Here is a 24,000-nt window from a genome sequence, read left to right as displayed (position 1 = left end):
TCCTGAAGCATGGCGGGGGCTTCCTGGACGGCGTGGTAGAGGGGTTCCACGGCGCGTTCAACCTGTCCAACGGGGGCCGGGAGTGGGCTCCGAGAAACGACTATGGCGTATTCGTCGTGCGAGACCGCCGTTTCTGGATCAGGAGCGTGGAGTCCGCCGGCTTCAGGCCCGGGGACCTGGTAGTGCGGATGAAGACGCCGTTGAACCGTGGCGGAGGGCGGGTCGTCATGGCCATTGCCGGCGCCCTGAAGCTGCCCACGGGCAGCCTGGAAACGCTGACCGGCAGCGGAGGATGGGATTTCCAGGCGGCGTTTTTCGCTACCTGGCGGCCGGACCGGCCGAAGCGGGACATGATCTTTCATGCCAACCTCGCCCACAGCCGGCTGGGCAGACCGACCCATGGCGAGGGATTTCCCCTGCGGTCCATCACGACGCTCGTGCTGGCCTTCGAATACCGGACCACGGGCCGGCTCGCCGCACTGCTCCAGACGCAGGTCAACATCGGTCCCTTCCCCAGTAGCAGGCTGGGACCCTTGAATCGCACGGCCATCGAGGCGACCGCCGGCGCGCGGTACGCCCTGTCTGAGTCGCTTTCACTCGATGCCGGCCTGACCGAGAACCTCAGCCAGTACCAGAACACCCCCGATGTGGGGATGCATGTCGGTATCGTGTGGAGGACGCCCTAGGGGTTGCCGCGCCGGACGACGCCCGGACCGCGGCACAGCGGATGACCTGGCGGCCGAGATGGCGACTCTCTGCCGGCCGGTATAGTGGAAATCATCATGTCAGACAAGCAATCCCGGATACTTTTCAACACGCACGGGCGCCTGGGCGTGGTCGATCTGGATAGTGCCGCAGCCACGGCGGGCGCGGAAGACGCGGCGGGGCCGGTCGATTCGGTTACGCGAGTCTGGTATCCAGATCCGGACGCTCCGGGCATGGACAGCTGGAGCTGGGGACCCGTCTTCGAAGACCGGCGCAGGGTCATCTTGTCCAGCTACGAACCCGGCAAGGCCTGGGAAGGCAACGTGCGGGTCCATCTCTGGATATACGATCTTGAGGAAGACCGCCTGCTGGAGGAGATCGCCCTGAAGGACCGGCCCGCGCCGTTCATGGGGTGCACCCACATCCTGCCGGGAGAGGATCGTCTCGTGACGAACCCGATCATCGACGGGAAACAGCGCATCTGGACCATGGACCTGGACGGATCCGATCCACAGGAGATCACCGGCTCAGAGGACGGGTTCGTCTACTGCGTGCAGATCAGTCCAGACGGACGCAGGTTCGCCTACCATTCGACCATGCTGGAAGGCCGGGACAGCTACTGCATATTCGTATCGGATCTGGACGGAGGAAACCGGGTGGAAGTCGCTGGGGCGCAAGGGCACCTGTACTTCGGTCCCATGTGGTCGCCGGACGGACAGTGGCTGATCTACCAGGACTGCCACTATCCCGATGACCCGGGGCACGACTGGGCCGACCTCTGCCTCGGCAGTCCCGACGGCCCCGATGGTACACGACACCAGAAAATCACGACGGGACAGCGCCAGTGGTTCGCCACGTCCTATGGAAGCCCGGACTCGCGGGGCAGCGGTTCCAACATCGCCCAGTGGACGCCGGACGGGAAAAGGGTCACCTACACCCGCGCGGAGCCCGGCTCCCGGACGGCCTGGCCGTACCAGGCGCAACGGCCGGACACCGACCATTTCAACCGGGACTACTATCCGGAAGACGCCCGCGGCGGCACCGCCATCTGCCTGCTCGATCCGTTTTCGGGAGAGGAATCGGAGTTTATTCCCTACGAACCCATGGTATGGAACTTCCGGTCCGCCTGGTCGCGGGATGGCTCGCAGTTCGCCTTCTGCCGCGCCGAGGTGGGGTCACCTGGCGCCATCTGGTTGGTCGATGCCGACGGCGGCAATGCGCGCATGCTGACGGACGGATACGAAAACCGGGGCGCGGATCACCCGGTGTGGTTGGGGTAGGGTTTTACTTGCCCGCCGGAAACCGGACAACTGTCGCGCGGAAGGTCACACGTAGGTCAGCCAGCCGTGGGTATCCTCGCCTTCGCCTGTCGTGACAGCGAAGAAACGGTCCTGGATCTCCTTCGTGACCGGACCGCGAGACCCGCCTCCCACGGTGATGCGGTCGATGGACCGGACCGGCGTCACCTCCACGGCGCTGCCCACGAAGAAGACCTCGTCGGCGATGTAGAGCATTTCCCGGGGAATGTCCTGTTCGACGACCTCGAACCCGGCGTCCTGGGCGAGCGTCATGACGGAGTTGCGCGTGATGCCGCCGAGGACCGAGGCGGCCAGGCTGTTCGTGATGACCCGGCCCTCCTTCACGACGAAGATGTTCTCGCCGCTTCCCTCGCTGATCAGCCCGTCGGTGTTCAGCGCGATGCCTTCGCTGTACCCGTTCTCGATGGCCTCCATGCGGATCAACTGGGAATTGAGGTAGTTCCCGCCGGCCTTGGAGAGGGCGGGGTGGGTATTGGGCGCGGGACGGGTCCAGGACGAGATGCACACGTCCACGCCGTTTTCCATTACGTCGTCGCCGAGATAGGCGCCCCAGTCCCAGGTCCCGATGGCAACTTCCACGGGGCATCCCAGGGGGTCGACGCTCAGCAGGCCGTACCCGCGGTAGACGACGGGCCGGACGTAACAGGAAGCGTGCTTGTTGGACCGGATGGTTTCCAGGACGGCCTCGCTGATTTCCGCTGGGGAGTAGGGGATTTCCACCCGGTAGATCTTGCAGGAGTCGAAGAGCCTGTCCACATGCTCCTGGAGGCGGAACACCGCGGAGCCCTGATTCGTCTTATAGCAGCGCATGCCTTCGAAGAAACTCGAACCGTAATGCACCACGTGAGAAAGCACATGGATCTTCGCGTCTTGCCAGGATACCAGTTTCCCATTGAACCAGATGTATTCGGCCTCCGGCAGGGTGGCCATCGAAGTCTCCTTTCTGCGGTTCGGTTCTCGCCGACAATCTGGCGCAAACTAGGGGCCGAATCCCCCGTTGTCAAGGGCAAAAGGCCTTGACACCCTCTTCGCGAATTCCCTAGCTTACGCCATGACGAAATCGGACCATGACGCGGTATTCATGCGCCAGGCGCTGGACCTCGCGGCGCGGGGAGCAGGGCGTACCAGTCCCAATCCCATGGTGGGTTCCGTGGTCGTCCGCAACGGCGTTGTCCTGGGCGAGGGGTACTACCGGGAGTACGGCGGGCGGCACGCCGAACCGCAGGCGCTCGAGGAGGCCGGCGGCCGCGCGCAGGGCGCCACGCTGTACGTTACCCTGGAACCCTGCTGCCACCAGGGCAGTACGCCGCCGTGCACGGACGCGATCATCGCATCGGGCATCGCCCGCGTCCACGTCGCCATGGCCGATCCGGACCGGCGCGTGTCCGGCAAGGGGATCGAGCGGCTGCGGGCCGCCGGCATGACCGTGGAGACGGGCCTGCTGGAAGCGGAAGCGCAGGAACTGAACGCGGCCTACGTGCGCCACCGGGAAACCGGCCAACCCTTCGTGCTGCTCAAGCTCGCCCAGACGCTGGACGGACGCATCGCCACAAGGAACGGCCATTCGAAATGGATCACCGGGGAGGCCGCGCGGAAACGGGTCCACCAGATGCGCAGCCGGGCGGACGCCGTGCTGGTGGGTATCGACACCGTACTGGCGGACGACCCGCGGCTCACCGTCCGGCACGTGGACGGCCGCCAGCCCCGTCGAATCGTGCTCGACAGCCGGGCCCGCACTCCGCTGGAAGCCCAGGTATTGAACGGCGATGCGCCGGCGATCGTGTGCGTAGCGGAGAACGCGCCCGCGGATCGGGTTGACGGATTGAAAGGTGCGGGCGCCGAGGTGTTGGTATTGCCTGGTGGAGACGGACTCATTCCAATTGACCCACTCAAGTCGGCGCTTGGCCAGGCCGGGATCGTGACCCTCATGGTGGAAGGCGGCAGCCGCGTGGCCGCTTCCTTCCTGCGGGAACGCGCCGTCGACCGGATCGCCTGCTTCGTCGCGCCTCGCATACTGGGCGCAGGGATCCCATCGATCGCCGACCTGGCACTGGACGACCTTTCAAAGGCGATCCAACTGAACGATACGCAGGTGGAGCAACTGGAGAGCGATTTCCTCGTCACGGGCACGCCGGGGTATGCCTGAAGAGGTTGTGGGCAGCCGGCAGCCGCGCTTGATGAGGTCCTGGGCAGTTGGCCGCCGCGTCTGTGGAGGTCATAGGCGCCGGCAGGCACGTAGCATGAACCTGGCACGGAGTATGAACCATGTTCACGGGTATCGTTGAAACCACGGGTGTTGTCCGGTCGCTGGAATCGCTGGACCGGGACGCGGGCGAAAACGCCGCGGGTGGGAACGAGGGCGCGGGCGAGAAAACGTGCGGCCTCAAGCTCACCGTGGAGGCGCCGTCCATGGCGCCGGACTTTGCGCAGGGCGCCAGCGTCGCCGTCAACGGCGTCTGCCTGACCGTCGTGGACACCACAGGCGAGATATTCTCTGTGGAACTCGTACCCGAAACGGTCTCCCGGACGACCTTCGGAAGCCTGAAGGCCGGGCATCAGGTCAACCTGGAGCGGCCGCTGCGTCTTTCGGACCGGATAGACGGCCACCTGGTCCAGGGGCACGTGGACGGCGTGGGACGCATCGCGGCGCGGGAAGAACGGGGCAACAGCCTGTGGTACGAGGTGGAAATACCGGACGATCTGACGCCCTTCGTCATCGAGAAAGGGTCCATCGCACTGGATGGAATAAGCTTGACAATTGCCGGTCTGACGGGTAGTTTGGCCGCCGTATCGATCATCCCGCACACCGCGTCGATTACGACGTTCGGCGGCAGGCAGATCGGTGACGAGGTGAACATAGAAGTGGACATGATCGGCCGGTACGTCGCGTCCCTTCTGCATGCCGGCAGCGATACGGACCGGGGAGCGCACCCGGGTCCGTCACCCATCACCGAATCCTGGTTGAAAGAGCGCATGTAGCGTTGGCAAGACCCGGCGGCGGTTCGAGAACAGATTCGGGATCCGCCGAGACCGGGCGACCGAAAAATACGGTTATTGAGCATGTCGTACCCCTATTGTTCCATCCCGGAAGCGGTCGAGGAGATCAAGTCCGGGCGCATACTGATTGTCATCGACGACGAAGACCGCGAAAACGAAGGCGATTTCATCATGGCCGCCGAAAGAACGACACCGGCGGCCATCAATTTCATGGCCCGGTACGGCCGTGGACTGATCTGCCTTCCGACCACGCGCGAACGCCTGGAAGAACTGAAGGTGCCCGCCATGGTCGGCGAAGAGGTCAATACGGCGTTGCACAGCACGCGCTTCACCGTATCCGTCGATGCCGTGAATGGTACCACGTCGGGCATTTCCGCGGCGGACCGCGCCGAGACGGTCCAGGTGTTCGTCCGTCCGGAAAGCAGGCCCGACGACCTGGCGCGCCCAGGCCACATCTTCCCGCTGCAGGCCTTCGACGGCGGCGTCTTGCGCCGGGCCGGACACACCGAGGCCACGGTCGACATGGTGAAGCTGGCCGGTCTCTATCCCGCCGGCGTGCTCTGCGAGATCATGGACGACGACGGGTCCATGGCCCGCCTGCCCCGGCTGGTCGAGATCGCGAACGAGCACGACCTGAAGATCATCACGATCAAGGACCTGATCGAGTACCGCCGGCGCAGCGAGAAACTTGTCAAGCGTGTGGTCACCACGACCATCCCCAGCAGGCACGGGGAATTCGAGTCCCACCTGTACGAGGACCAGTTGACCGGCGACCACCACGTCGCCCTGGTCAAGGGCAACGTGGACGGTGAGCCGAACGTGCTCGTCCGCGTGCACTCCCAGTGTCTCACGGGGGATGTTTTCGGTTCCATGCGATGCGATTGCGGTGACCAGCTTCAGCAGGCGCTCAAGCGCATCAGCGACGAAGGCAGCGGCGTGCTCCTGTACATGCGCCAGGAGGGACGGGGCATCGGATTGGCCAACAAGCTCAGGGCCTACGCCCTCCAGGACCAGGGCCATGACACGGTGGAAGCGAACCTGGCGCTGGGCCTGCCCGTGGACGCGCGCGACTACGGGATCGGTTCCCAGATCCTGGCGGACCTGGGCCTGACCACGATCCGAATCATGACCAACAACCCGTCGAAACGGTTCGGGATCGAGGGGTACGGACTCGAGGTGACCGAACGCGTCCCGCTGCAGACTTTTCCGAACAGTTACAACGTGGGCTATCTCAAGACCAAGCGCGGCAAGCTGGGCCACCTGCTCGACCTCGAAGAGCCGCCGGACGACGTCGGATTCGACAGCCTGCTTTGATGTGTGCGTGCTGCGCCGCCGTGGCCGCCGTGGCCGCGCGGCCGAAAGCAATCCGCAAGGAGTACCTGCGTGACGAGAACCATTGAAGGCAGCCTGGAGAACGGAGGAGACGACCGGTACGGCATCGTGGCCGGTCGTTTCAACGGGTTCATCACCGAGTCCCTGATGAAGGGCGCGCTGGATGGATTTAACCGCCACGGAGTGGATGAAGACCGGATCGACGTGGTCTGGGTGCCGGGCGCTTTCGAGATTCCCCTGGTGGCCCGGAACATGGCGGCAAGCGGGCATTATGACGCCGTGATCTGCCTGGGATGCGTCATCCGCGGCGCCACCCCCCACTTCGACTACGTGGCCGGGGAAGCGGCCAGCGGGATCGCCGCCGCGGCCCGGGACACCGGGGTGCCGGTGATCTTCGGCGTGCTGACCACGGAGAACCTCGAACAGGCCATCGAACGGGCGGGTACGAAGGCGGGCAACCGGGGTTGGGACGCCGCGCTGGCCGCCCTGGAAATGGCGGACGTGATGCGCCGGCTAAACGGCCCGGGCGGACCAGGCGGACCAGGCGGACCAGGCGGACCAGGGGATCCGGAGTGAACGCACGCGCGGGGGAACGTCGCCTGGGCCGTGAACTGGCACTGCAGTCGCTCTACCTCGCCGAACAGACCGGGGGGGATCCCGGCAAGGCCCTTCCCGGGCTTCCCGGCTGGTCCCTGGCGTCCGAGAACGCCCGGGGTTTCGCCGAAGCGCTGATTGATCAACTGCTGCGGCACGAAGAGATCGTGAACGGTCACATCACCGCGGTGGTGCGGCACTGGGACCGGGACCGCGTGGCCCGCATCGACGACTGCATCCTCCGGCTGGGCGCCTGCGAGCTCATCGCTTTTCTTGATATACCGACCGCTGTATCCATCAACGAAGCGATCGAACTGGCCAAAAAGTACAGCACGGAACAGTCAGGCGGGTTCGTCAATGGCGTCCTGGACGCCGTGGCCGCGAGACATCTCACGGCGGCGGACCAGGCCTGATCCCGCCCGATCGGCTTGCCGGCGCATACACAGGAAACGAAACCTCGACGTGCGATACGGCATTCTGTCCGACATACACGGGAACCTGGAAGCGCTGGATGCCGTACTCGAAGCGATGGCCGGTGAGCGTATCGGCCGTTACCTCTGTCTGGGTGACATCGTTGGTTACGGCGCCAGTCCCAATGTGTGCCTCGACCGCGTTACCGGACTGACGACGGACGTGATCGTGGGCAATCACGACCATGCCGCGATCGGGAAGCTGGATATCTCCACGTTCAACCCCTATGCGGCGGAAGCGGCGCTGTGGACACGGCGGCAGCTTACGCCCGACGGCCGGCGCTACCTGGGAGGGTTGCCCTATATCTGGCGGAACGATGATATCTTTATCGTCCACGCGAGCCCGGTCCGTCCGGAGGAATGGATCTACCTGACGTCATCATGGCAGGCCGACGAAGCCTTCGATGCGATGCCCGCCGGTGTGGCGCTTTGCGCACTTGGTCACACACACGCGCCGATGATATTCGAGAAGCGGAACGCGGAGGACCGCAGCAGACAGATCCCGCCGTCCGCACTTGAACTGGCATCAGAGCGTAGATACATCGTGAATGTGGGCAGCGTGGGCCAGCCGCGGGACGGGGACCCCCGGGCGGCGTACTGCGTATACGATACGGAGATGAAGCAGATCGAGATAAAGCGGGTGCCCTACGACCTGGAATCCGCGCAACGGAAGATTCGCGAGGCCGGCCTGCCGGACCTGCTCGCCGAGCGGCTTGAATTCGGCCGGTGACTGAAGACTGACTGAGGATTTCGAGCACATGGTTGCCTATCGTGTTGTTTCCATGGCCGGCATGGCGATGGCGTTCATCGTGTCGCTGGCCGTGTACACCAAGACCATCGCGCCGACGGTGCCCTTCTGGGACGGCGGCGAATTCATCGCGGCATCCTATATCCTGGGCATACCCCATCCGCCGGGATCCCCGCTCTACATCCTGATCGGCCGGCTCTTCACCGTACTGCCCGACCTGGGCCTGGGCATCGCCTGGCTGGTGAATTTCTCCTCGTGCCTCTTCAGCGCGCTCACGGTGACGGCCGTTTACCTGGTTATCGTGAAGGCGGTTACACTCAATCGGGACCGGGACGGACTGTCCCTCTACGAAAGCCTGGCCGTCTGCTGCAGCGCGTTGACGGGCGGGCTTCTGCTGGCCTTCTCCGATACGTTCTGGTTCAACGCGGTGGAAGCCGAGGTCTACGCGCTCTCCATGCTGTGCATGATGGCCTGTACCTGGCTGATGCTGCACTGGATCGAACGGCACGAGCATAACGGCAGCGAGCGTTATCTCTTCCTGGTCGGTTACCTGGCTTTTCTCGGCATCGCCGTGCACATGTTCACCATGCTGATTCTGCCGGCCGCGTTCCTCTGCGTGGTCTTCACGGACCGGGTCATCCGTTCGAACCGGAAGCTGGTGCTGCTTTGCGCGGCCATGGGCCTGATCCTGTTCAGCGTCGTGGCTTCCATCGACGTGTTTTTCGTCACGGTACCCCTCGCTATTGCCGGACTGGTCCTCACCAGGGGGCGGCTGCCGTGGGGTTACCTGGCGCTGCTGTGCATCTTCGCCGTCGCCGTGGTGTTCTTCGGCATGGAAGGCGTGGGCGCATACAACGGACTCCCGCTGATCGTAATCTGCGGATTCGAGGCCACGTTCGGCACGGTGATGTTCAGCCTGGCGCTGGTGAGCGCGGCCCTGGCCCTGGTCTCGGCCACGGCCGACGATCCCGGGCGCTACAAGTGGCCGTTCTGGACGGTAGTGCTCTTTCTCGCCGTACTGGGCTATTCCGTGAACTTCTACGTGCCGATCCGGGCGGCCCAGCAGCCTATCATCAACGAGAACGATCCGTCGACCTGGCAGAACTTCGAAGGATTCCTGGAACGCAAGCAGTACGGCCAGGAAAGCATGTTCGAATCGATGCTCAACAGAAAGGGCAGCTGGTCCTCCCAGTTCGGAAACGGAGAAAACATGGGATTCTGGCGGTTCTTTTCCCGTCAGTTCAGCGCCCCGTCCTTTCCCTTCTGGCTCTTCCCCGTTCTGCTGGTCGTCCTGGGCATCGTCTCCCAGGCGGAGCGGGACCACCGCAGCACGGTCTTCCTGGGCGCCATGCTGCTGATCTGCAGCATCGGGCTCATCCTCTACATGAACTTTTCGGACGGTTCGCGCGGCATACAACGGGAGGTCCGCATCCGGGACTACTTCTACACCCCGGCCTTCGTATTCGCCGCGGTGCTGATGGGCATCGGCGTCCGGTCTCTGCTGAACCAGGTCGGCGTCTGGCTGGGCCGGCTGCGGCTGCCCGTGGACAAGGGAACGGCCGGTATCGCCGTGCTGATGACCGCACTGCCCCTGGTCCCCTTTGCCTACCATTACGAGTCCCACTCCCGGGAAGGCAATTACATACCCTACGACTACGCCTACAACATGCTGCAGTCCTGCGACGAGAACAGTCTCATCTTCACGAACGGCGACAACGACACCTTCACGCTCTGGTTCCTCCAGGAGGTGGAAGGCATCCGCAAGGACGTGCGGGTAATCAATCTCAGCCTCCTCAACACGAACTGGTACATCAAGCAACTGAAGCACCTGGAACCCAGGGTACCCATCACCCTGGCCGACGAGACCATCGACATGCTGAGCATCCAGGGCTGGGAGGAACGGGAGGTGAATCACGCGGGCATTACGTGGACCGTGCCCCCGGCCGGCATGCTGGGAGAGGACATCGGATATCTCAGGGTACAGGATCTGATGATCCTGCACATCCTGGAGCAGAACAACTGGGAAAAACCCGTATTCTTCGCTGTGACCGTCTCGCCGGAGAACGACGTGGCCCTGGACGATTACATGCAGCTGGAAGGCATGGTCTGGCGGGTCCTCCCGGATCCCGATCCGGACCTGATGGACGTGGAGCGGACCCGGCACAACCTCTGGAACGTCTACCAGTACCGCGGTATAGCGGATCCCGAGGTCTACAAGGACCCGCAGATCCGCACCCTCCTGCGGAACTACACCGTGTCCTTCCATCAACTGGCGCTGAACCAGTGGCGACGCGGGCGGCCTGACCAGGCCATCGAGACCATGGAGAAGTACCTGGAGTACGACATCACGAACGGCGCGCTTGAACGGCTGATGCTCATCCAGTTCAATGCCGACCAGGGCGAGTTTGCCGGTGTTGAGGGCCTTGCGTCGGAACTGGCCGGGGATTTCAGTACCTTCGACGGATATACCATCCTGAGCCAGTCCCTGCGGAGACTGGGCCGCGAGGCGGAGGCCGCCGAACTGCTGGAACGGGGCGTTTCGGCCCATCCTGAATATGCCACGGGATACGATCAACTGGTGAATCTCTATTTCCGGATGGATGATTCGGACCGCATGCTTGAAACGCTGGAAAGGTGGCAGCGGATCGCTCCGGGCGATACGGTCGTACAGGACATGATCGAGGATCTCAAGGAAGCCGGCGATGAGCGCGGACCCTAGGCGCGGCGATGCGAGCGTGCCCTGAGGCCGGGCCGCGTCCCGGGGCCGGATTTCCCTGAGGCCGCCCACCCGCCGGTTCAGTCCAATGCGCATTCTGGTCATAAACTGGAGGGATATCCGCAACCCGGAAGCGGGCGGCGCCGAAGTACACCTGCACGAGACCTTCTCTCGGATTGCCGCATGGGGGAACGAGGTCGCTCTGCTCTGCAGCCGGTTTCCCGGCGCGGCGGAATCCGAGCGGATCGACGGGATCGACGTTATCCGTCACGGCGGGAAATGGACGTTCAACCTGACTGCGCCCTGGTACTATCGAAGACACCTGGCTCAACGGTCCTTCGACGTCGTCATCGAAGACATCAACAAGATCCCGGCACTGCTGCCCTGGTTTCTGGACGGCCCCCCGCTGATGGTCCTGCTTCACCATCTTTTCGGGACCACGTTCTACCGGGAAATCAACCCGGTGCTTGCGACCTACCTGTACTTCATGGAACGGTTGATACCCCGGGTGTACCGCCGCTGCCTCTTCGAGGCGGTCTCCGAAAGCACCCGGGACGAACTCGTCAGGATGGGGGTCGCGGCGGACCGGATCAGCGTCGTGCACAACGGGTTGGACAGCCGGTTTCTGGACGCCGCGAACACGGGCGCAACGGCCGCTCAGGAACAGAAGGATGCGCCGGCCGCTCCGGACCGAAAGGAACCCGGACTGGTCATATACCTCGGCCGCCTCAAGAAGTACAAGAACGTGGACCACCTGATCCAGGCCATGGCGATCGTCCGCGAGGAGGTTCCCGATGCGCGCCTGGTGATCGTGGGCACGGGCGACCGGCGGCGTGCGCTCGAGGCATTGACGCGGTCCACGGGCCTGGACGATGCAGTGCGATTCACGGGTTTCGTTTCCGAGGAAGAAAAACTGCGTCTACTGACCCGTGCCGAGGTGGCGGCCTATCCCTCGAGCAAGGAAGGATGGGGCATAACCGTGATCGAGGCCAATGCCTGCGGCGTGCCGGTCGTGGCTGCCCGGGTGTCCGGACTCCGGGACGCCGTGGTCGACGGGGAAACGGGCGTGCTGGTCCCGCTCGGGGACCGGGAGGCCATGGCGCGCGCGTTGATTGATCTGCTGCACGACCGCGAAAAACGCGAACGGCTCGCCGGGAATGCCGTGGCGAGGAGCAGGCTTTACACCTGGGAAAACACGGCCAGGCAGACGCTGCAGATGATCCGGCGATCCATGGAGGAAGGCACCGATGCCGCGTGACGATCCGGCGATAGCGGATAACATGGAGGAGCAGATGGACATCACCGTCGTGATTCCCCTGTTCAACGAGGCGGAGAGCCTGCGGGAGCTCCATAAGCGCATCGTGGCGGCCCTCGAGCCATCGGGAAAGTCCTTCGAGGTGCTCTTCATCGACGACGGAAGCCGGGATGGGTCCTTTGACGAATTGCGCCGGCTTCGTGAGGCCGACGACCGGGTGAGGGCCATCCGGTTCCGCCGCAACTACGGTAAGTCCGCGGCGCTGGCCGTCGGCTTCGAAGCGAGCCGCGGCGAGGTCGTCGTGACCATGGACGGAGACCTGCAGGACGATCCCGCGGAAGTGCCCGCCATGGTCGACCTGCTGGACGAGGGCTTCGACCTGGTGTCCGGCTGGAAGAAAACGCGGAAGGACCCGCTGTCCAAGCGCATCCCGTCGAAGCTGTTCAACCGGGTCACGGGGATCGTCAGCGGCCTGCGGCTGCACGATTTCAACTGCGGGTTGAAAGCCTATCGCCGGGCCGTCGTGGAGACCATTCCCGTCTACGGCGAACTCCATCGCTACCTGCCGGTGCTGGCGCACTGGGCCGGTTTCCACGTGACGGAAACACCGGTGCAGCATCATCCCAGGAAGCACGGCCGCAGCAAGTTCGGCCTGGGACGGTTCACCCACGGGTTCTTCGACCTGCTCACCGTTTACTTCGTGTCGAATTACACCCGGCGGCCGCTCCACCTGTTCGGCTCCTTCGGCCTGTTGTCCTTCGTCATCGGCGTGGGGATCGCGCTCTACCTGTCCTGGCTCTGGCTGACCGGCATCGGGATCGGGACCCGTCCCCTGTTGCTGTTATCCGTATTCCTCATGGTCCTCGGCATCCAGCTGGTATCCATGGGGCTGATCGCCGAAATGATCGCCCACCAGGCCCGGCGCACGGAAGACTATGCCGTCCGGGAACGGCTGGGGTGAGGTCATGACCCCCACCCCGCGTGGCCGCGTTTGCTTCTTCGGCACCTACGAACGCGATTATCCGCGTAACCGGACGCTCGCCGAAGGCCTGAAGCGGACCGGCTGGCAGGTGCTGGAGTGCCATGTGCCCCTCTGGGAGAAGGAACGGGACAAGACCGGCCGCTATCTGGGCCCGTTCTCGCTTGTCCTGCGCGCGGTCGAGCTGAAGCTGGCCTGCCTCCGGCTGTTGCTCAAGTATGTCTTCACGGTCGGCCGTTACGAGATCATGCTGGTCGGATACATCGGCCATTTCGACATGCCGCTGGCCTGGCTGCTCACCCGGTTTCCGCGCCGGCCCCTCGTCTTCAGTCCGCTGATCTCCCTTTACGATACCCTCGTCGATGACCGCCGGTCCATTGCGGAAGGCACGCTCAGGAGCCGCTTTCTTCGCTGGCTGGACCGGCAGGCCTGCGCGAAGGCGGACCTCGTGCTGCTCGACACGGAAGCCCACATAGACTACTTCGTGCAGGAATTCAACCTGCCTCGGAAGCGGTTTGCCCGGGTATTCGTCGGCGCCGTGGAATTGGACGCGTTGGAGGGTGTGAATGGAGAGGGTGTGAGCGAACCGGATACATACGCAGACGCGCCGCCGGAGGACCCGCCCGCTGAAGGCCCGCCCTCGGAGGACACGAATCCCAGGGACGCCCCCTTCAGGGTCCTGTTCATCGGCAAGTTCATTCCGCTTCACGGCTTGCCGATAATGCTGGAAGCAGCGAACCGCCTGAAGGACGTACCGGATATCGAATTTCACTTCGTCGGGTCGGGTCAGCTGACGGACGAAATACACGCAACTGCGCGGAGACTGAACCTGGAGAACGTACGCTTCACGGACTGGATACCCTACGAGCAGTTGCACCGGTTCCTGCAGGGATGGGGCGTATGTCTCGGGATTTTCGGCACGTCGGACAAAGCGGTCCGCGTGATCCCGGGCAAGGTGTTCGTGGCTCTCTCAGCGGGCAAGGCGGTCATCACGGCGGACTCACCAGCCATCAGAGAACTGCTTGCCGACGGGGAAAGCGCCATACTGTGCAGGCGCGGAGAGCCGGAAGCGCTCGCCGGCGCCATCCGCCGGCTGCACGGGGACCGAGAACTGCTGCGCAGGATCGCCGAGGGCGGCAGCCGCGTCTTCCGCGACCACGCTTCCACGGAACAGATCGGACGATCCGCGTCTGCAGTGCTGGAGAAACTGGTGACGGGTGGTGTCAATGCTTTTCGATAGCGCCGAAGCCCAGCCTTATGCTTCCAGGTCCTTCACCATAACCACTGCGTCCTCGGCAGGACTCGAATAGTAGGACTTCCTCAGGGTTACCGCGTGGTATCCCAACCGGCTGTACATCGATCGGGCCGCCAGGTTCGACTCGCGCACTTCCAGGCTGGAGGAAGCGCACTCCCGTCGGACCGCCTCCTCGAGAAGCCGAAGCATCATCCCGGTACCGACTCCTCGGCGCCGATACCCGGCTGCCACGGCAATGTTGGCGACGTGCACCTGGTCGGCAGCGATCCACCCGACCAGGTAGCCGGCGACCGACTCCCCGTCCATCGCGACCAGTGTAACGGAAGTCCCAGACGTTATTTCATGGTGAAAGGCAGATTCCGACCAGGGCGCCGGATAGCACGCCCGCTCGATTTCCAGGACCTGGGGCACGTGTGAACGGCCCATTTTACCTATGACGAAGGGGATCGCCTCGGTCATGGGTCATTCAGACGAGGTTTCGGCCCGGCCGGTCGGGCCAGGCGCGGCAGAGGAAGATTCGTAAGGCGGCGTCCGTTCGAGCCGGGATGGCGGCTGCCTGGCGAAGTCGGTTTTTCGAAGGTACAGCGGTTCGAGCGCGTTCAGGTCGGACTGATCGCCCCGTTTGAGGCGGTCCAGGCCGAGATACGCGGTCGAGGAAGCCGACAGCCGTCCCGTGCCCGCGGGCGGGAAGCAGGCCTGTTCACCTAGTATGGCGACGATGTCCGGTCTGTACGCGTCAACGCCGCTGCCGACGAGCATTACCTTGTCCTCGATGGATGCCAACACGTCTTCGAGCGGCCCCACCCGGAAATCGGACTGCCGCTCGGGCCAGCCGCCGGACGTATCGTAGCGGGCTTCGTAGACCTGGCCCCTGCGGGCATCGGTCACCACGTGGACCGGGTACCTGCAGCAGGGCACCTGGAAGGCGATGGCATCGAGCGTGGGCACCGCGGCGACCGGCCGCTTCGTCACGTAGGCAAGTCCCTTGACCAGGCTCAATCCCACCCGCAGCCCGGTATACGAGCCGGGTCCGATCGAGATCGCGAATCCTTCCACATCCGACCACTGCACGTCCAGGTCGGCCAGAATACGTTCCAGCATCCCGGGCAGCTTTTCAGCGTGCACGCCGCCCAACTCCTGTGACGCTTCGGCCATCATCTGGCGGTCCCGGATCACGGCGATCCCGGCGATCGTGGATGAAGTCTCTAGTCCCACGACGATCATGGGCGGTTAGTCTCCGTCATGGTCAGTAACGCAGCCTGGTTAACAGCCAACCGCCGATCAACAGCACGAAGACCGGGGCCAGGTCGATCCGAACGTTCGTCTTCGGCACGGGAATGGGCGGAATGATCCGCCTGAAGGGCAACAGGACCGGCTCCGTAAGCCACGTCAGCAGACGCACGAGCGGCGAGGCCGGGTCCGGATTGAACCAGGACATGACCGCGCGGACGATGATGAGGACCAGGTATATCCGCAGTATCTGGATCAGGATCATGATAATGGCGTATCTGACGAATTTCGCTGCGCGCCGAATGCATGGGAACTTTACCGACCATCGTGGGCTTTGTCAACGACGAAGATAGGGCCAGGACGCCCCGGTTGCCCGCGTCTTGATTTGACGCCGCTGCGGATTCCGATCGCCTGGATCTCCAGGGAGGAAGTAACCTCTGGCGTGGCGCGATTCGCCCATCTATCTTACGCCAGTCTGATCATGCTCATATGGTTGCAGCGACACGGATCGGAAAGGAGTCTCATGGCGGAGATCCGCGTGGATGGGAAGAAACTGCGGGCTTTCACGGCGTCGGTCTTCGAAAAGGTCGGCCTGACGCCATCAGACGCGGCCATCGAAGCCGAAGTGTTGGTATGGGCGAACCTGCGCGGAGTGGACTCCCACGGCGTCCAACGGGTAATTGGATATGTCCAATCGGTGGAAGCCGGACACTACAATCCCCGGCCGGACATCCGGATCGAACGGGAGACGCCCGCTACGATGCTCATCGAGGCCGATTGCGCATTCGGACCGGTAGTGACGACCTACGCCATGGAGCAGGCCATCGAGAAGGCCCGCGGGGCGGGTATCGGATGGGTGCTGATCCGCAACACGACCCACCAGGGCGCCATGGCTTACTACGCCCAGATGGCCGCCCGGGAGAACATGGCCGGCATCGCTTCCGTCTGCAACCCCCCGAACATGGCCCCTCCGGGCGCGCGGGCGCCGGGGGTCCACAACAGTCCGATCGCCATCGCCGTGCCGGGCAGCGACGGCCGTACCATATCCCTGGACATGGCCACGAGCGTGGCCGCCTTCGGCAAGCTGGACGTGGCCGTGGACCGGGGCGAGTCCATCCCCGACACCTGGGCGCTGGACGGAGACGGACATCCGACGACGGATCCACGCGAGGCCCGGTTCCTGCAGCCCGCGGCCGGATACAAGGGTTATGGACTGGCCCTCATCTTCGAGTGCCTGTCGAGCCTGATGGTCGGCAATCCGCTGTTGACGGCCGCCATCTCCGGTCCCGGCGCCCGGCCCGGCGCGCAGAACAGCTTCATCGGCGCCATCGATATCGCGGCGTTCACCGATCCGGACATGTATCGCAGGCAGATTGATGAACTCGTCTCGGCCATGAAGGGCCTTCCGCGCGTCGACGGGGTCGATGAACTCTTCGTGCCAGGCGAGCCGGAGGAAGTCGTCCACCGGGAGCGCATCGAGCACGGGATCCCCCTGCCCGCCGGCACCCGGGACAAGCTCATCGAGGTCGCCGAGAAACTCGGGCTCAAGGTACCCTGGGAGGCGTAGGCGGACGTAAATGTCCAGGGAATAAGGGATTAGAACACTCTGGAGATCAAGCGCATGACCAGTGACTGGGGTTATTCGGAAGAAGGGTTGAAGCACTACACCGCGTGCCGGACCATCGGTCCCATCGTGGTGGACGGTCGCCTCGACGAGGCTTCGTGGCAGCACGCGGTCCGCTCGCCGCGCTTCGAGGACCTGGAGGAGCCGGGCCGGCCGGGGCTGTTCGACACGCGGGCCGCGGTGCTCTGGGACGACGACTACCTGTTCGTGGGCTTCTGGGTGGAGGACCCCGACGTGCGGGCGACGTACACGGAGCGCGATTCCATGATCTGCGAGGAGAACGACGTGGAAGTCTTCATCGCCGGGGAAGACAGTTACTATGAATTCGAACTGAACCCCCTGGGAACCATCATGGAACGGTTCTACGTCTGGCAGAACGCCTACGTGGAGGCCGGATTCGGCGCGTTTCCCGAGTTCGACCTGCAGGGCACCGACCTGGTGGATACGCTCGGGGGAATCAAGACCGGCCACGCCCATCCGCGCGGACGCCGCTGGGCGTTCCGCCAATGGGACATGCCTGGTATGAAGTGGGCGGTGCACGTGGACGGCACCATCAACGACCCGACCGACCGGGACCGGGGATGGACGGCCGAGATCGCCTTCCCCTGGAAGGGCCTGAAGCATCTCGCGGACGGGCGTTCGCTGCCGGCGCGGGAGGGGGATATCTGGCGCATGGATTTCTCGCGGTTCCAGTGGATCGACGAAGGCGGATTCAGGACGTGTCCGGGATGGGCCTGGAACAGTCACGGAATCTACGATTCGCACATTCCCGATCGATTCAGCGTGATCCATTTCTCCGAGAAAGCGGTGGGTGAGGACGAATCGCGATCGACGAGCGGCGAACCACAGGCGACGAGTGATGAACCGGTTAATCGCGCGGAGCAGGTGGGTGTGATCGGCAGCGCGCACCCCGCGGCGGCAACCCGGACCGGACGAGCCGGACAGGCCGCACGGTACCGATGCCGCAGGACGCGAGGCGACCTGGTCGTGGATGGCGATCTGGGCGAGGAATCATGGGCGCGGGCGGAGCGATCTCCGCTGTTCAGCGATCACACGGGCGCCCGGGCCCTGTTCGATACCACGGCGGCCATGACCTGGGACGACGAAGGCCTCTACATCGGGTGCTGGCTGGAGGATCGCGACATACAGGCTACCCAGGAAGAATCCACCCACGAGGTACGGGAGGACAGCCACGTAGGCGTGCTGATCACCGGTCCCGGCGCGTACTACGACCTGGCCGTGAATCCGCTGGGCGCCACCTCGGAAATGTGCTACATCTGGAAGGAAGCCCACCGGGACGACGACCGGTTCCACGCGCCGGAATTCGACCTGGCGGTCCACCAGCCCGAGGTACTGGGCGGCCACACGCGGACCGACATCCGTGCCATGCGCTGGGCCTTTTCGGACTGGCGCATGCCCGGGTTGCGGACCGGGGTGAAAGTGGATGGCGAACCGGGCACAAGGGACCGGGTCGACCGGGGCTGGACCGTGGAGTTGGCCTTGCCGTGGGCAGGCTTGAAGTGGCTGGCCGCTGGCCAGAACGCCGTTCCCGCTCCGGGAGACGTATGGCGGATCGGCCTGCTGCGCCGGCAGGTGATCGACCAGCGCGGTCATCGCTGGCAGGCCACGTGGACGTGGCAACCCCTGGTCCTGGTGGACGGCCGTATGCCCGAAACCCACCTGGAGTTGGAACTAGTCAGTTCCGGCGCATGAACCCCGAGAAGAAGTCGTTGCCCTTGTCGTCCACCACGATGAAGGCCGGGAATTTCTCCACCTGGATGCGCCAGATGGCCTCCATGCCCAGTTCGGGGTACTCCACCATCGAAACCTCCCGGATGGAGTCCTTGGCCAGCCGCGCGGCCGGCCCTCCGATGGACCCGAGATAGAACCCGCCGTGCTTTTTGCAGGCGTTGGTGACCTGGACGGACCGATTACCCTTGGCGAGCATGACCATGCTACCGCCGGCCGCCTGGAACTGGTCCACGTAGGTGTCCATGCGACCCGCCGTCGTGGGTCCGAAGGACCCCGAAGCGTACCCTTCCGGCGTCTTGGCCGGGCCCGCATAGTAGACGCACAGGTCCTTGAAGTACTGCGGCAGGTCCTCGCCGCCGTCGAGCCGCTCCTTGAGCCGGGCATGGGCGATGTCCCGGGCGACGATCATGGGACCCGTCAGGGAAAGGCGCGTGGCGACCGGGTAGCTGCTGAGCGTCGCGCGGACCTCGGACATGGGCCGGTTCAGGTCGATTTCCACCACCTCGCCGCCCAGCGTCTCGTCCGCGATCTCCGGCAGGTATTTGGAAGGCTCGGTTTCCAGCTGTTCCAGGAAGATTCCGTCCCGCGTGATCTTCGACAGGATCTGGCGGTCGGCGGCGCAGGAAACCGCAATGCCCACTGGACAGGAAGCACCGTGCCGGGGCATGCGGACCACCCGCACGTCGTGGCAGAAGTACTTCCCGCCGAACTGCGCGCCGATGCCGATTTCCTGGCTCATCTTCAGCACCCTGGCCTCCATGTCGAGGTCCCGGAAGGCCTGTCCGTACTCGTTGCCCTCCGTCGGCAGGGTGTCCAGGAAACGCGCGCTCGCCAGCTTGGCCGTTTTCAGCGTGTATTCCGCCGAGGTTCCGCCCACCACGATGGCCAGGTGGTACGGCGGACAGGCCGCCGTGCCGAGCATGCGCAGCTTCTCGTCGACGAAATCAAGGAACCGGTCCTCGTTCAGCAGCGCCCGGGTCTCCTGGAAGAGGTAGCTCTTGTTCGCCGACCCACCGCCCTTGGTCATGAACATCAGCTTGTACTCGTCGCCCCGGTCCGCGTAGATCTCGATCTGCGCGGGCAGGTTGGTCCGCGTGTTCGTCTCTGTGAACATGTCGAGGGGCGCCTGCTGGCTGTACCGAAGGTTGGTGCTGAGGAAGGCGTTCATGGTGCCCTGCGAGAGGGCGGACTCGTCGTCGCCTTCCGTCCAGACGCGGTTGCCCTTCTTGCCCGTGACGATGATCGTCCCCGTGTCTTGGCACATGGGCAGGATGCCGCCGGCGGAGATGTTGGCGTTCTTCAGCATCTCCATGGCGACGAAACGGTCGTTGTCGGACGCTTCCGGGTCGTCGAGGATCTTGCGCAACTGGGCGAGGTGTTCGGGACGCAGCAGGTGGGAACTGTCACGGATGGCCTGGTCCGCGAGCAGGATCAGGCCATCCGAATCGACCTTGAGGATGTCCCTGCCTTCGAAAGTACCCGATGAGACGTGATCGCTGGTAAGCAGACGGTACGGCGTCGAGTCCTCCCCCAGGGGCAGGAGCTCGCGATGGACATAGTCGTTCAAGCCGGAAGTCTCCTTACACGAAACGCACGTCGACGGTTTCGAAGCAGGTGCGATGGGCGTCGCATTCGGTCGGTCCCACGACCTTGTCATCGGGACCGATGCCCGACACGGAGCGGACGCACCAGAACGAGCGGCCGGGCTTTTCTTCGGTAAGGGTCGTGTCGTTCTTCTCCGCCGTGTAGAACGATTTCGTCCTCAGGTACCGGCATACGGGTTGTGCCATGATAGACTCTCCTTGCTTGCGGCGCTGCGCAGCCCTGCCTACGCCGCCAGGGCCTGAACGGCCTGTTTCACGAGGTTCTTCGCAATCTCCACCTTGTAACCGTTGTGCGGCATGGGCGCGGCGTCTTCCACTGCGGCCTCCGCGGCGCTTTCCGCCCGGGCTTCCGTGATCCTGCGGCCCCTCAGGTAATCTTCGGCCTCGAAGGCGCGCCACGGAATAGGCGCCACGCCGCCCAGCACGAGGCTGGCCCGCTCGCAGGTCCCGTTTACCACGGTCATCTGGGCGGCCAGGCTGACGAGGGCGAAATCGATGGATTCCCGCTCCCGCACCTTAAGGTACATGCCTTTGCTGTTGGCCTCCGGTTTCGGAATCGTGATTTCGGTCACGATCTCGTTGGGGCGAAGGATGTTCTCCCGCCGGATGTTCATTTCGGGCATGGTGAAGAAATCGTCCAGGACGACTTCGTTCGCGCCGCGGGGGCCATGGATGTTCACCGTGGCGCCCAGGGCCATGAGCGCCGGGGCCGCGTCGGAGGGATGGACGATGTAGCTCGGCCCGGACCCGAAGATCGCGTGGTAGGTATTAACCCCGCCCACCGCGTAGCACCTCGCCCCGCCCTTCTTGAGACAGGGGAAGTCCTCGCTGCGGTAGTACCAGCAACGCGGACGCTGAAGGATGTTCCCGGCCAGTGTGGCCATGTTGCGGATCTGCGGCGACGCGATGACGGATACCGCCTGGTGCAGCACCGGATAGTCCTGTGAAACGGCGCTGTTTCCCAACACGTCCGTCAGCGTGGTCAGCGCGCCGACACGCAGCCCGGCGTCATCCTGCCGGATGTAGTCCAGGCCTTCGATGGACTTGAGGTTGACCACCCGTTTCGGGACGGCGGCGTAGTCCTTCATTTCTCCGACCAGGTCAGTACCGCCTGCCATGACCACCGCGTCGTCCCAGCTACGGCCGAGAAGGGAAGGCACCTGCTCTATCGACGTCGCATTGACGTAGGAAAAGTTCTGCATGGGTCAGCCCTCCTTCACTGCGGCCAGCGCGCTGAGCACTTTGTCGGGGGTGAACGGCATGTCCCGTATCCGGGCGCCGCAGGCGTTGTAGATGGCGTTGGCGATGGCACCTGGGGTAGGGATCGTCGCGGGTTCGCCGATACCGATGACGCCCCGTTCCGGTTCGTCGTACCTGAGGATTTCGATTTCGGGGATGTCCGTAGAGCCCATGAGCTTGTAGTCTTCCAGGTTGGCGTTGACCATGTAGCCCGTCGCGGGGTCCATGATGCGGTTTTCGTACATGCCGTATCCGATGCCCATCAGGACGCCGCCGTTCACCTGGCTTGCCCACGTGAGCGGGTTCAGGATCATGCCGCTGTTGTGGACGGCCACGACCCGTTCGACCTTCACCAGGCCGGTCTCGGTGTCGACGCTGACCTCGACGAAATGCACGCCGGGCACGCCGCTGTCCGAGTAGCCGGGCAGCCACTGGCCGTGGAAGAAGATGGGCTCGTCCCCGAGCTGGGCCGTCGCTTGTTGCCAGGTCATGCTCTTGGAAGGATCGCTGCCCACGAACACGTTGCCGTCCGAGGCCACCAGTTCACCGGGTTCCACGCCGAACCTGGGCGCGATCTTCTTGAACAGTTCGAGTTTCGCCAGCATCGTCGTACCCTTGATGGCGGGCGATACCGACGCGGCCGTGGTGCTTCCGCCGCTTCCGCCCGAATAGGGGTAGTTCGTGTCGCCGATACCGACGTCGATATCCTCTATCTTCAACCCGAACTCTTCCGCCGCGACCATGTGCACCAGGGTGAGCGTCCCTGTACCGATATCCTGCGTGCCGCACTTCACCTGCACGCTCCCGTCCGGATTGATGGTGCACTCGGCCTGCGTCCTTCCGCCGCCGCCGCCCCACCGGGCCGATCCCACGCCCATGCCGGTCTTGATCCGGCCGGTCCCGGAATTGGGCGTGGCGCTCCGGCGGGTCTTCCATCCGATGTGCTCCGCACCCATGGCCACCATGTTGCGCCGCGCTTCGTTCGGATCATTCATCTGGCGGATGTCGATGGGGTCCATGCCCAGCGCCTCGGCCATCTCGTCCATCATGGATTCCATGGCGAAGGCCGCCTGGGGGTGTCCCGGCGCGCGCTGGGCGGCCATTGGTCCGGCGTTGGTGAACACGCTCGTCTGTTCGATGCGGTAGTTGGGGATCTCGTACAGATATGGCGCCCCGGGAATATTAGCGCTGCCGGCAACGCCCGGCGTGCCGTAGTTGGACCGCTCGTAGGCGACCAGCTTGCCGTCGCTCGTCGCGCCCAGCTTCACGTGCTGCACGGCGGAGGGCCGGTTTCCGGTGGCCAGGTGCTCTTCCTTCCGCGTCAGCATCAGCTTCACGGGCGCTCCGGCCTTCCGGGCGAGCAGCGCGCAGATCACGCCCTCTTTGCGGGCGCCGAACTTGGCGCCGAACCCGCCACCCATGAACTCCGTGATCACGCGCACGTTCGTTTCGGGAATCCCGAAATGCCCGGCCAGTTCCCCGCGGACACTGAATACACCCTGGGTGGAGGCCCAGACCGTCAGCTTGTCGCCTTCCCACTGGCACACGTTTCCGTGGGTCTCCAGCGCGATGTGGGACTGCACCTGGCATCGGAAGGTGGCCTCGAGGGTTACGTCGGCCTGGGCGAATCCCGCGGCGATGTCGCCTTGCTCGCCGACCCTGGGCTCGCCCACGTTACCGCGGTCGCTGTGCACCTGGGCCGCGTCCGGGTCCCGCGCCGCGTCTTCGTCCACGACGAAGGGCAGCACCTCGTAATCCACGTCGATGGCGTGGAGCGCGTCTTCGGCGACCTCCGGCGTCGTTGCCGCCACGGCCGCGATTTCCTGTCCGGCGAACCGGCACTCCCGCGAGAAGACCTCGGGGTCGTCGTTGGGAAGCACCACCACGCTCACGCCGGGCAGCGCCATCGCGCGGGTGGCGTCGATGCGGTTGATCCGGGCGCGGGGATGGTGCGAACGCAGGATGCGTCCGTAGAGCAGGCCGGGCAGCTTGATGTCGGCGGTGTACTTGGCGCGTCCGGTGACCTTGTCGACCGCGTCCACGCGAGTGTGTGGCTTGTTGATATAGGTGTTCTTCGAAAGGTCTCCCCAGCCGCCCTCGCCGGTATCGGGAACCTGTATCTCTATTTCTCTGGGTTCACCGTCTTCCTGGATGGTGATCGTGACCGTCTTCATCTTCTGC

General features: G+C 64.2%; 22 protein-coding genes. 14 read left to right on the top strand and 8 right to left on the bottom strand.

Annotated elements, in window-relative coordinates; genetic code table 11:
- Positions 1 to 2: 2 nt before the first annotated feature.
- Together F4Z81_13995 and F4Z81_13990 are read left to right on the top strand one after the other, a co-directional pair.
- A complete protein-coding gene (locus tag F4Z81_13995) occupies positions 3 to 686 on the top strand; it encodes a DUF3187 family protein (protein MXW06159.1) in 684 nt (227 codons plus the stop codon).
- Between the two features lie 96 nt (positions 687 to 782).
- On the top strand, positions 783 to 1,985 hold the full coding sequence (locus F4Z81_13990) for a serine/threonine protein kinase (GenBank protein ID MXW06158.1): 1,203 nt from the start codon (positions 783 to 785) through the stop codon (positions 1,983 to 1,985).
- 45 nt (positions 1,986 to 2,030) lie between these two features.
- Here the strand turns inward: F4Z81_13990 and F4Z81_13985 are convergent, their stop codons facing one another.
- Complete coding sequence (locus F4Z81_13985) at positions 2,031 to 2,954, bottom strand: branched-chain amino acid transaminase (protein ID MXW06157.1); 924 nt, start codon at positions 2,952 to 2,954, stop codon at positions 2,031 to 2,033.
- Positions 2,955 to 3,075: 121 nt separating this feature from the next.
- Here F4Z81_13985 and ribD point away from each other — a divergent pair, with 121 nt between their 5' ends.
- From ribD to F4Z81_13935, 10 genes are all read left to right on the top strand, one after another.
- Complete coding sequence (gene ribD / locus F4Z81_13980) at positions 3,076 to 4,170, top strand: bifunctional diaminohydroxyphosphoribosylaminopyrimidine deaminase/5-amino-6-(5-phosphoribosylamino)uracil reductase RibD (GenBank protein ID MXW06156.1); 1,095 nt, start codon at positions 3,076 to 3,078, stop codon at positions 4,168 to 4,170.
- A gap of 119 nt (positions 4,171 to 4,289) precedes the next feature.
- Positions 4,290 to 5,003 (top strand): riboflavin synthase, encoded by a 714-nt coding sequence (locus F4Z81_13975; protein MXW06155.1) that lies wholly within the window; start codon positions 4,290 to 4,292, stop codon positions 5,001 to 5,003.
- Between the two features lie 81 nt (positions 5,004 to 5,084).
- Positions 5,085 to 6,335 carry a bifunctional 3,4-dihydroxy-2-butanone-4-phosphate synthase/GTP cyclohydrolase II gene (locus F4Z81_13970; protein ID MXW06154.1) on the top strand — a complete coding sequence of 417 codons (1,251 nt, stop codon included), beginning with the start codon at positions 5,085 to 5,087 and terminating at the stop codon, positions 6,333 to 6,335.
- Between the two features lie 69 nt (positions 6,336 to 6,404).
- Entirely contained in the window at positions 6,405 to 6,929 is a 525-nt protein-coding gene (locus F4Z81_13965; GenBank protein MXW06153.1) for a 6,7-dimethyl-8-ribityllumazine synthase, read from the top strand.
- Positions 6,818 to 7,360 (top strand): transcription antitermination factor NusB, encoded by a 543-nt coding sequence (nusB, locus tag F4Z81_13960; protein ID MXW06152.1) that lies wholly within the window; start codon positions 6,818 to 6,820, stop codon positions 7,358 to 7,360. Before F4Z81_13965 ends, nusB begins: the two co-directional genes overlap by 112 nt.
- Complete coding sequence (locus tag F4Z81_13955) at positions 7,305 to 8,147, top strand: metallophosphoesterase family protein (protein MXW06151.1); 843 nt, start codon at positions 7,305 to 7,307, stop codon at positions 8,145 to 8,147. The genes nusB and F4Z81_13955 overlap by 56 nt, the downstream gene beginning before the upstream one ends.
- Positions 8,148 to 8,175: 28 nt before the next feature.
- Positions 8,176 to 10,884, top strand: a complete 2,709-nt coding sequence (locus F4Z81_13950) for a DUF2723 domain-containing protein (GenBank protein ID MXW06150.1) — start codon at positions 8,176 to 8,178, stop codon at positions 10,882 to 10,884.
- An 85-nt stretch (positions 10,885 to 10,969) separates the two neighbouring features.
- Entirely contained in the window at positions 10,970 to 12,139 is a 1,170-nt protein-coding gene (locus tag F4Z81_13945) for a glycosyltransferase family 4 protein (GenBank protein MXW06149.1), read from the top strand.
- A gap of 34 nt (positions 12,140 to 12,173) precedes the next feature.
- Positions 12,174 to 13,097, top strand: a complete 924-nt coding sequence (locus F4Z81_13940) for a glycosyltransferase family 2 protein (GenBank protein ID MXW06148.1) — start codon at positions 12,174 to 12,176, stop codon at positions 13,095 to 13,097.
- Entirely contained in the window at positions 13,072 to 14,355 is a 1,284-nt protein-coding gene (locus tag F4Z81_13935) for a glycosyltransferase family 4 protein (protein MXW06147.1), read from the top strand. Before F4Z81_13940 ends, F4Z81_13935 begins: the two co-directional genes overlap by 26 nt.
- 15 nt (positions 14,356 to 14,370) lie before the next feature.
- On the opposite strand, the gene rimI is transcribed toward F4Z81_13935, so the two are convergent.
- Genes rimI through F4Z81_13920 form a run of 3 tightly spaced genes read right to left on the bottom strand, consistent with a single transcriptional unit; the run spans position 14,371 to position 15,865 of the window.
- The gene (rimI, locus tag F4Z81_13930) at positions 14,371 to 14,829 is read right to left on the bottom strand and encodes a ribosomal-protein-alanine N-acetyltransferase (protein ID MXW06146.1); all 459 of its coding nucleotides are present in this window, start codon (positions 14,827 to 14,829) and stop codon (positions 14,371 to 14,373) included.
- Between the two features lie 3 nt (positions 14,830 to 14,832).
- A complete protein-coding gene (gene tsaB / locus F4Z81_13925) occupies positions 14,833 to 15,594 on the bottom strand; it encodes a tRNA (adenosine(37)-N6)-threonylcarbamoyltransferase complex dimerization subunit type 1 TsaB (protein MXW06145.1) in 762 nt (253 codons plus the stop codon).
- 22 nt (positions 15,595 to 15,616) lie between these two features.
- Entirely contained in the window at positions 15,617 to 15,865 is a 249-nt protein-coding gene (locus F4Z81_13920; GenBank protein MXW06144.1) for a YggT family protein, read from the bottom strand.
- A gap of 177 nt (positions 15,866 to 16,042) precedes the next feature.
- Between F4Z81_13920 and F4Z81_13915 the strand changes: the two genes are divergently transcribed.
- On the top strand, positions 16,043 to 17,167 hold the full coding sequence (locus F4Z81_13915; GenBank protein MXW06143.1) for an Ldh family oxidoreductase: 1,125 nt from the start codon (positions 16,043 to 16,045) through the stop codon (positions 17,165 to 17,167).
- A gap of 54 nt (positions 17,168 to 17,221) precedes the next feature.
- Positions 17,222 to 18,937, top strand: coding sequence for a hypothetical protein (locus F4Z81_13910; protein MXW06142.1), 1,716 nt, complete (start codon positions 17,222 to 17,224; stop codon positions 18,935 to 18,937).
- Here the strand turns inward: F4Z81_13910 and F4Z81_13905 are convergent.
- From F4Z81_13905 to F4Z81_13890, 4 genes are read right to left on the bottom strand one after another with little or no spacing between them, the layout of a single operon-like run.
- Positions 18,921 to 20,633 carry a fumarate hydratase gene (locus F4Z81_13905; GenBank protein MXW06141.1) on the bottom strand — a complete coding sequence of 571 codons (1,713 nt, stop codon included), beginning with the start codon at positions 20,631 to 20,633 and terminating at the stop codon, positions 18,921 to 18,923. The two genes, F4Z81_13910 and F4Z81_13905, sit on opposite strands and share 17 nt — an antisense overlap.
- Positions 20,557 to 20,766: a hypothetical protein gene (locus F4Z81_13900; protein MXW06140.1), complete on the bottom strand. Its 210-nt coding sequence runs from the start codon at positions 20,764 to 20,766 to the stop codon at positions 20,557 to 20,559. Before F4Z81_13900 ends, F4Z81_13905 begins: the two co-directional genes overlap by 77 nt.
- Positions 20,767 to 20,804: 38 nt before the next feature.
- Positions 20,805 to 21,782: a xanthine dehydrogenase family protein subunit M gene (locus F4Z81_13895; GenBank protein ID MXW06139.1), complete on the bottom strand. Its 978-nt coding sequence runs from the start codon at positions 21,780 to 21,782 to the stop codon at positions 20,805 to 20,807.
- Between the two features lie 3 nt (positions 21,783 to 21,785).
- Positions 21,786 to 23,993, bottom strand: a complete 2,208-nt coding sequence (locus F4Z81_13890) for a xanthine dehydrogenase family protein molybdopterin-binding subunit (protein MXW06138.1) — start codon at positions 23,991 to 23,993, stop codon at positions 21,786 to 21,788.
- Positions 23,994 to 24,000: the final 7 nt, after the last annotated feature.

The organism is Gemmatimonadota bacterium (assembly GCA_009835325.1).
Classification (GTDB): domain Bacteria; phylum JAAXHH01; class JAAXHH01; order JAAXHH01; family JAAXHH01; genus JAAXHH01.
Note: the sequence above shows the minus strand (reverse complement) of the source record. Positions and strands in the feature narration are given on the sequence as shown.

Excerpts from the sequence above, each read along its gene's own strand:
- F4Z81_13890 (MXW06138.1), bottom strand. The coding sequence starts at position 23,993 with ATGAAGACGGTCACGATCACCATCCAGGAAGACGGTGAACCCAGAGAA.
- F4Z81_13895 (MXW06139.1), bottom strand. The coding sequence starts at position 21,782 with ATGCAGAACTTTTCCTACGTCAATGCGACGTCGATAGAGCAGGTGCCT.
- F4Z81_13920 (MXW06144.1), bottom strand. The coding sequence starts at position 15,865 with ATGATCCTGATCCAGATACTGCGGATATACCTGGTCCTCATCATCGTC.
- F4Z81_13970 (MXW06154.1), top strand. The coding sequence starts at position 5,085 with ATGTCGTACCCCTATTGTTCCATCCCGGAAGCGGTCGAGGAGATCAAG.
- F4Z81_13955 (MXW06151.1), top strand. The coding sequence starts at position 7,305 with ATGGCGTCCTGGACGCCGTGGCCGCGAGACATCTCACGGCGGCGGACC.
- F4Z81_13910 (MXW06142.1), top strand. The coding sequence starts at position 17,222 with ATGACCAGTGACTGGGGTTATTCGGAAGAAGGGTTGAAGCACTACACC.
- F4Z81_13935 (MXW06147.1), top strand. The coding sequence starts at position 13,072 with ATGCCGTCCGGGAACGGCTGGGGTGAGGTCATGACCCCCACCCCGCGT.
- F4Z81_13990 (MXW06158.1), top strand. The coding sequence starts at position 783 with ATGTCAGACAAGCAATCCCGGATACTTTTCAACACGCACGGGCGCCTG.
- F4Z81_13945 (MXW06149.1), top strand. The coding sequence starts at position 10,970 with ATGCGCATTCTGGTCATAAACTGGAGGGATATCCGCAACCCGGAAGCG.
- rimI (MXW06146.1), bottom strand. The coding sequence starts at position 14,829 with ATGACCGAGGCGATCCCCTTCGTCATAGGTAAAATGGGCCGTTCACAC.
- F4Z81_13950 (MXW06150.1), top strand. The coding sequence starts at position 8,176 with ATGGTTGCCTATCGTGTTGTTTCCATGGCCGGCATGGCGATGGCGTTC.
- F4Z81_13975 (MXW06155.1), top strand. The coding sequence starts at position 4,290 with ATGTTCACGGGTATCGTTGAAACCACGGGTGTTGTCCGGTCGCTGGAA.
- F4Z81_13940 (MXW06148.1), top strand. The coding sequence starts at position 12,174 with ATGGACATCACCGTCGTGATTCCCCTGTTCAACGAGGCGGAGAGCCTG.
- F4Z81_13985 (MXW06157.1), bottom strand. The coding sequence starts at position 2,954 with ATGGCCACCCTGCCGGAGGCCGAATACATCTGGTTCAATGGGAAACTG.
- tsaB (MXW06145.1), bottom strand. The coding sequence starts at position 15,594 with ATGATCGTCGTGGGACTAGAGACTTCATCCACGATCGCCGGGATCGCC.
- ribD (MXW06156.1), top strand. The coding sequence starts at position 3,076 with ATGACGAAATCGGACCATGACGCGGTATTCATGCGCCAGGCGCTGGAC.
- F4Z81_13900 (MXW06140.1), bottom strand. The coding sequence starts at position 20,766 with ATGGCACAACCCGTATGCCGGTACCTGAGGACGAAATCGTTCTACACG.
- F4Z81_13905 (MXW06141.1), bottom strand. The coding sequence starts at position 20,633 with ATGACAAGGTCGTGGGACCGACCGAATGCGACGCCCATCGCACCTGCT.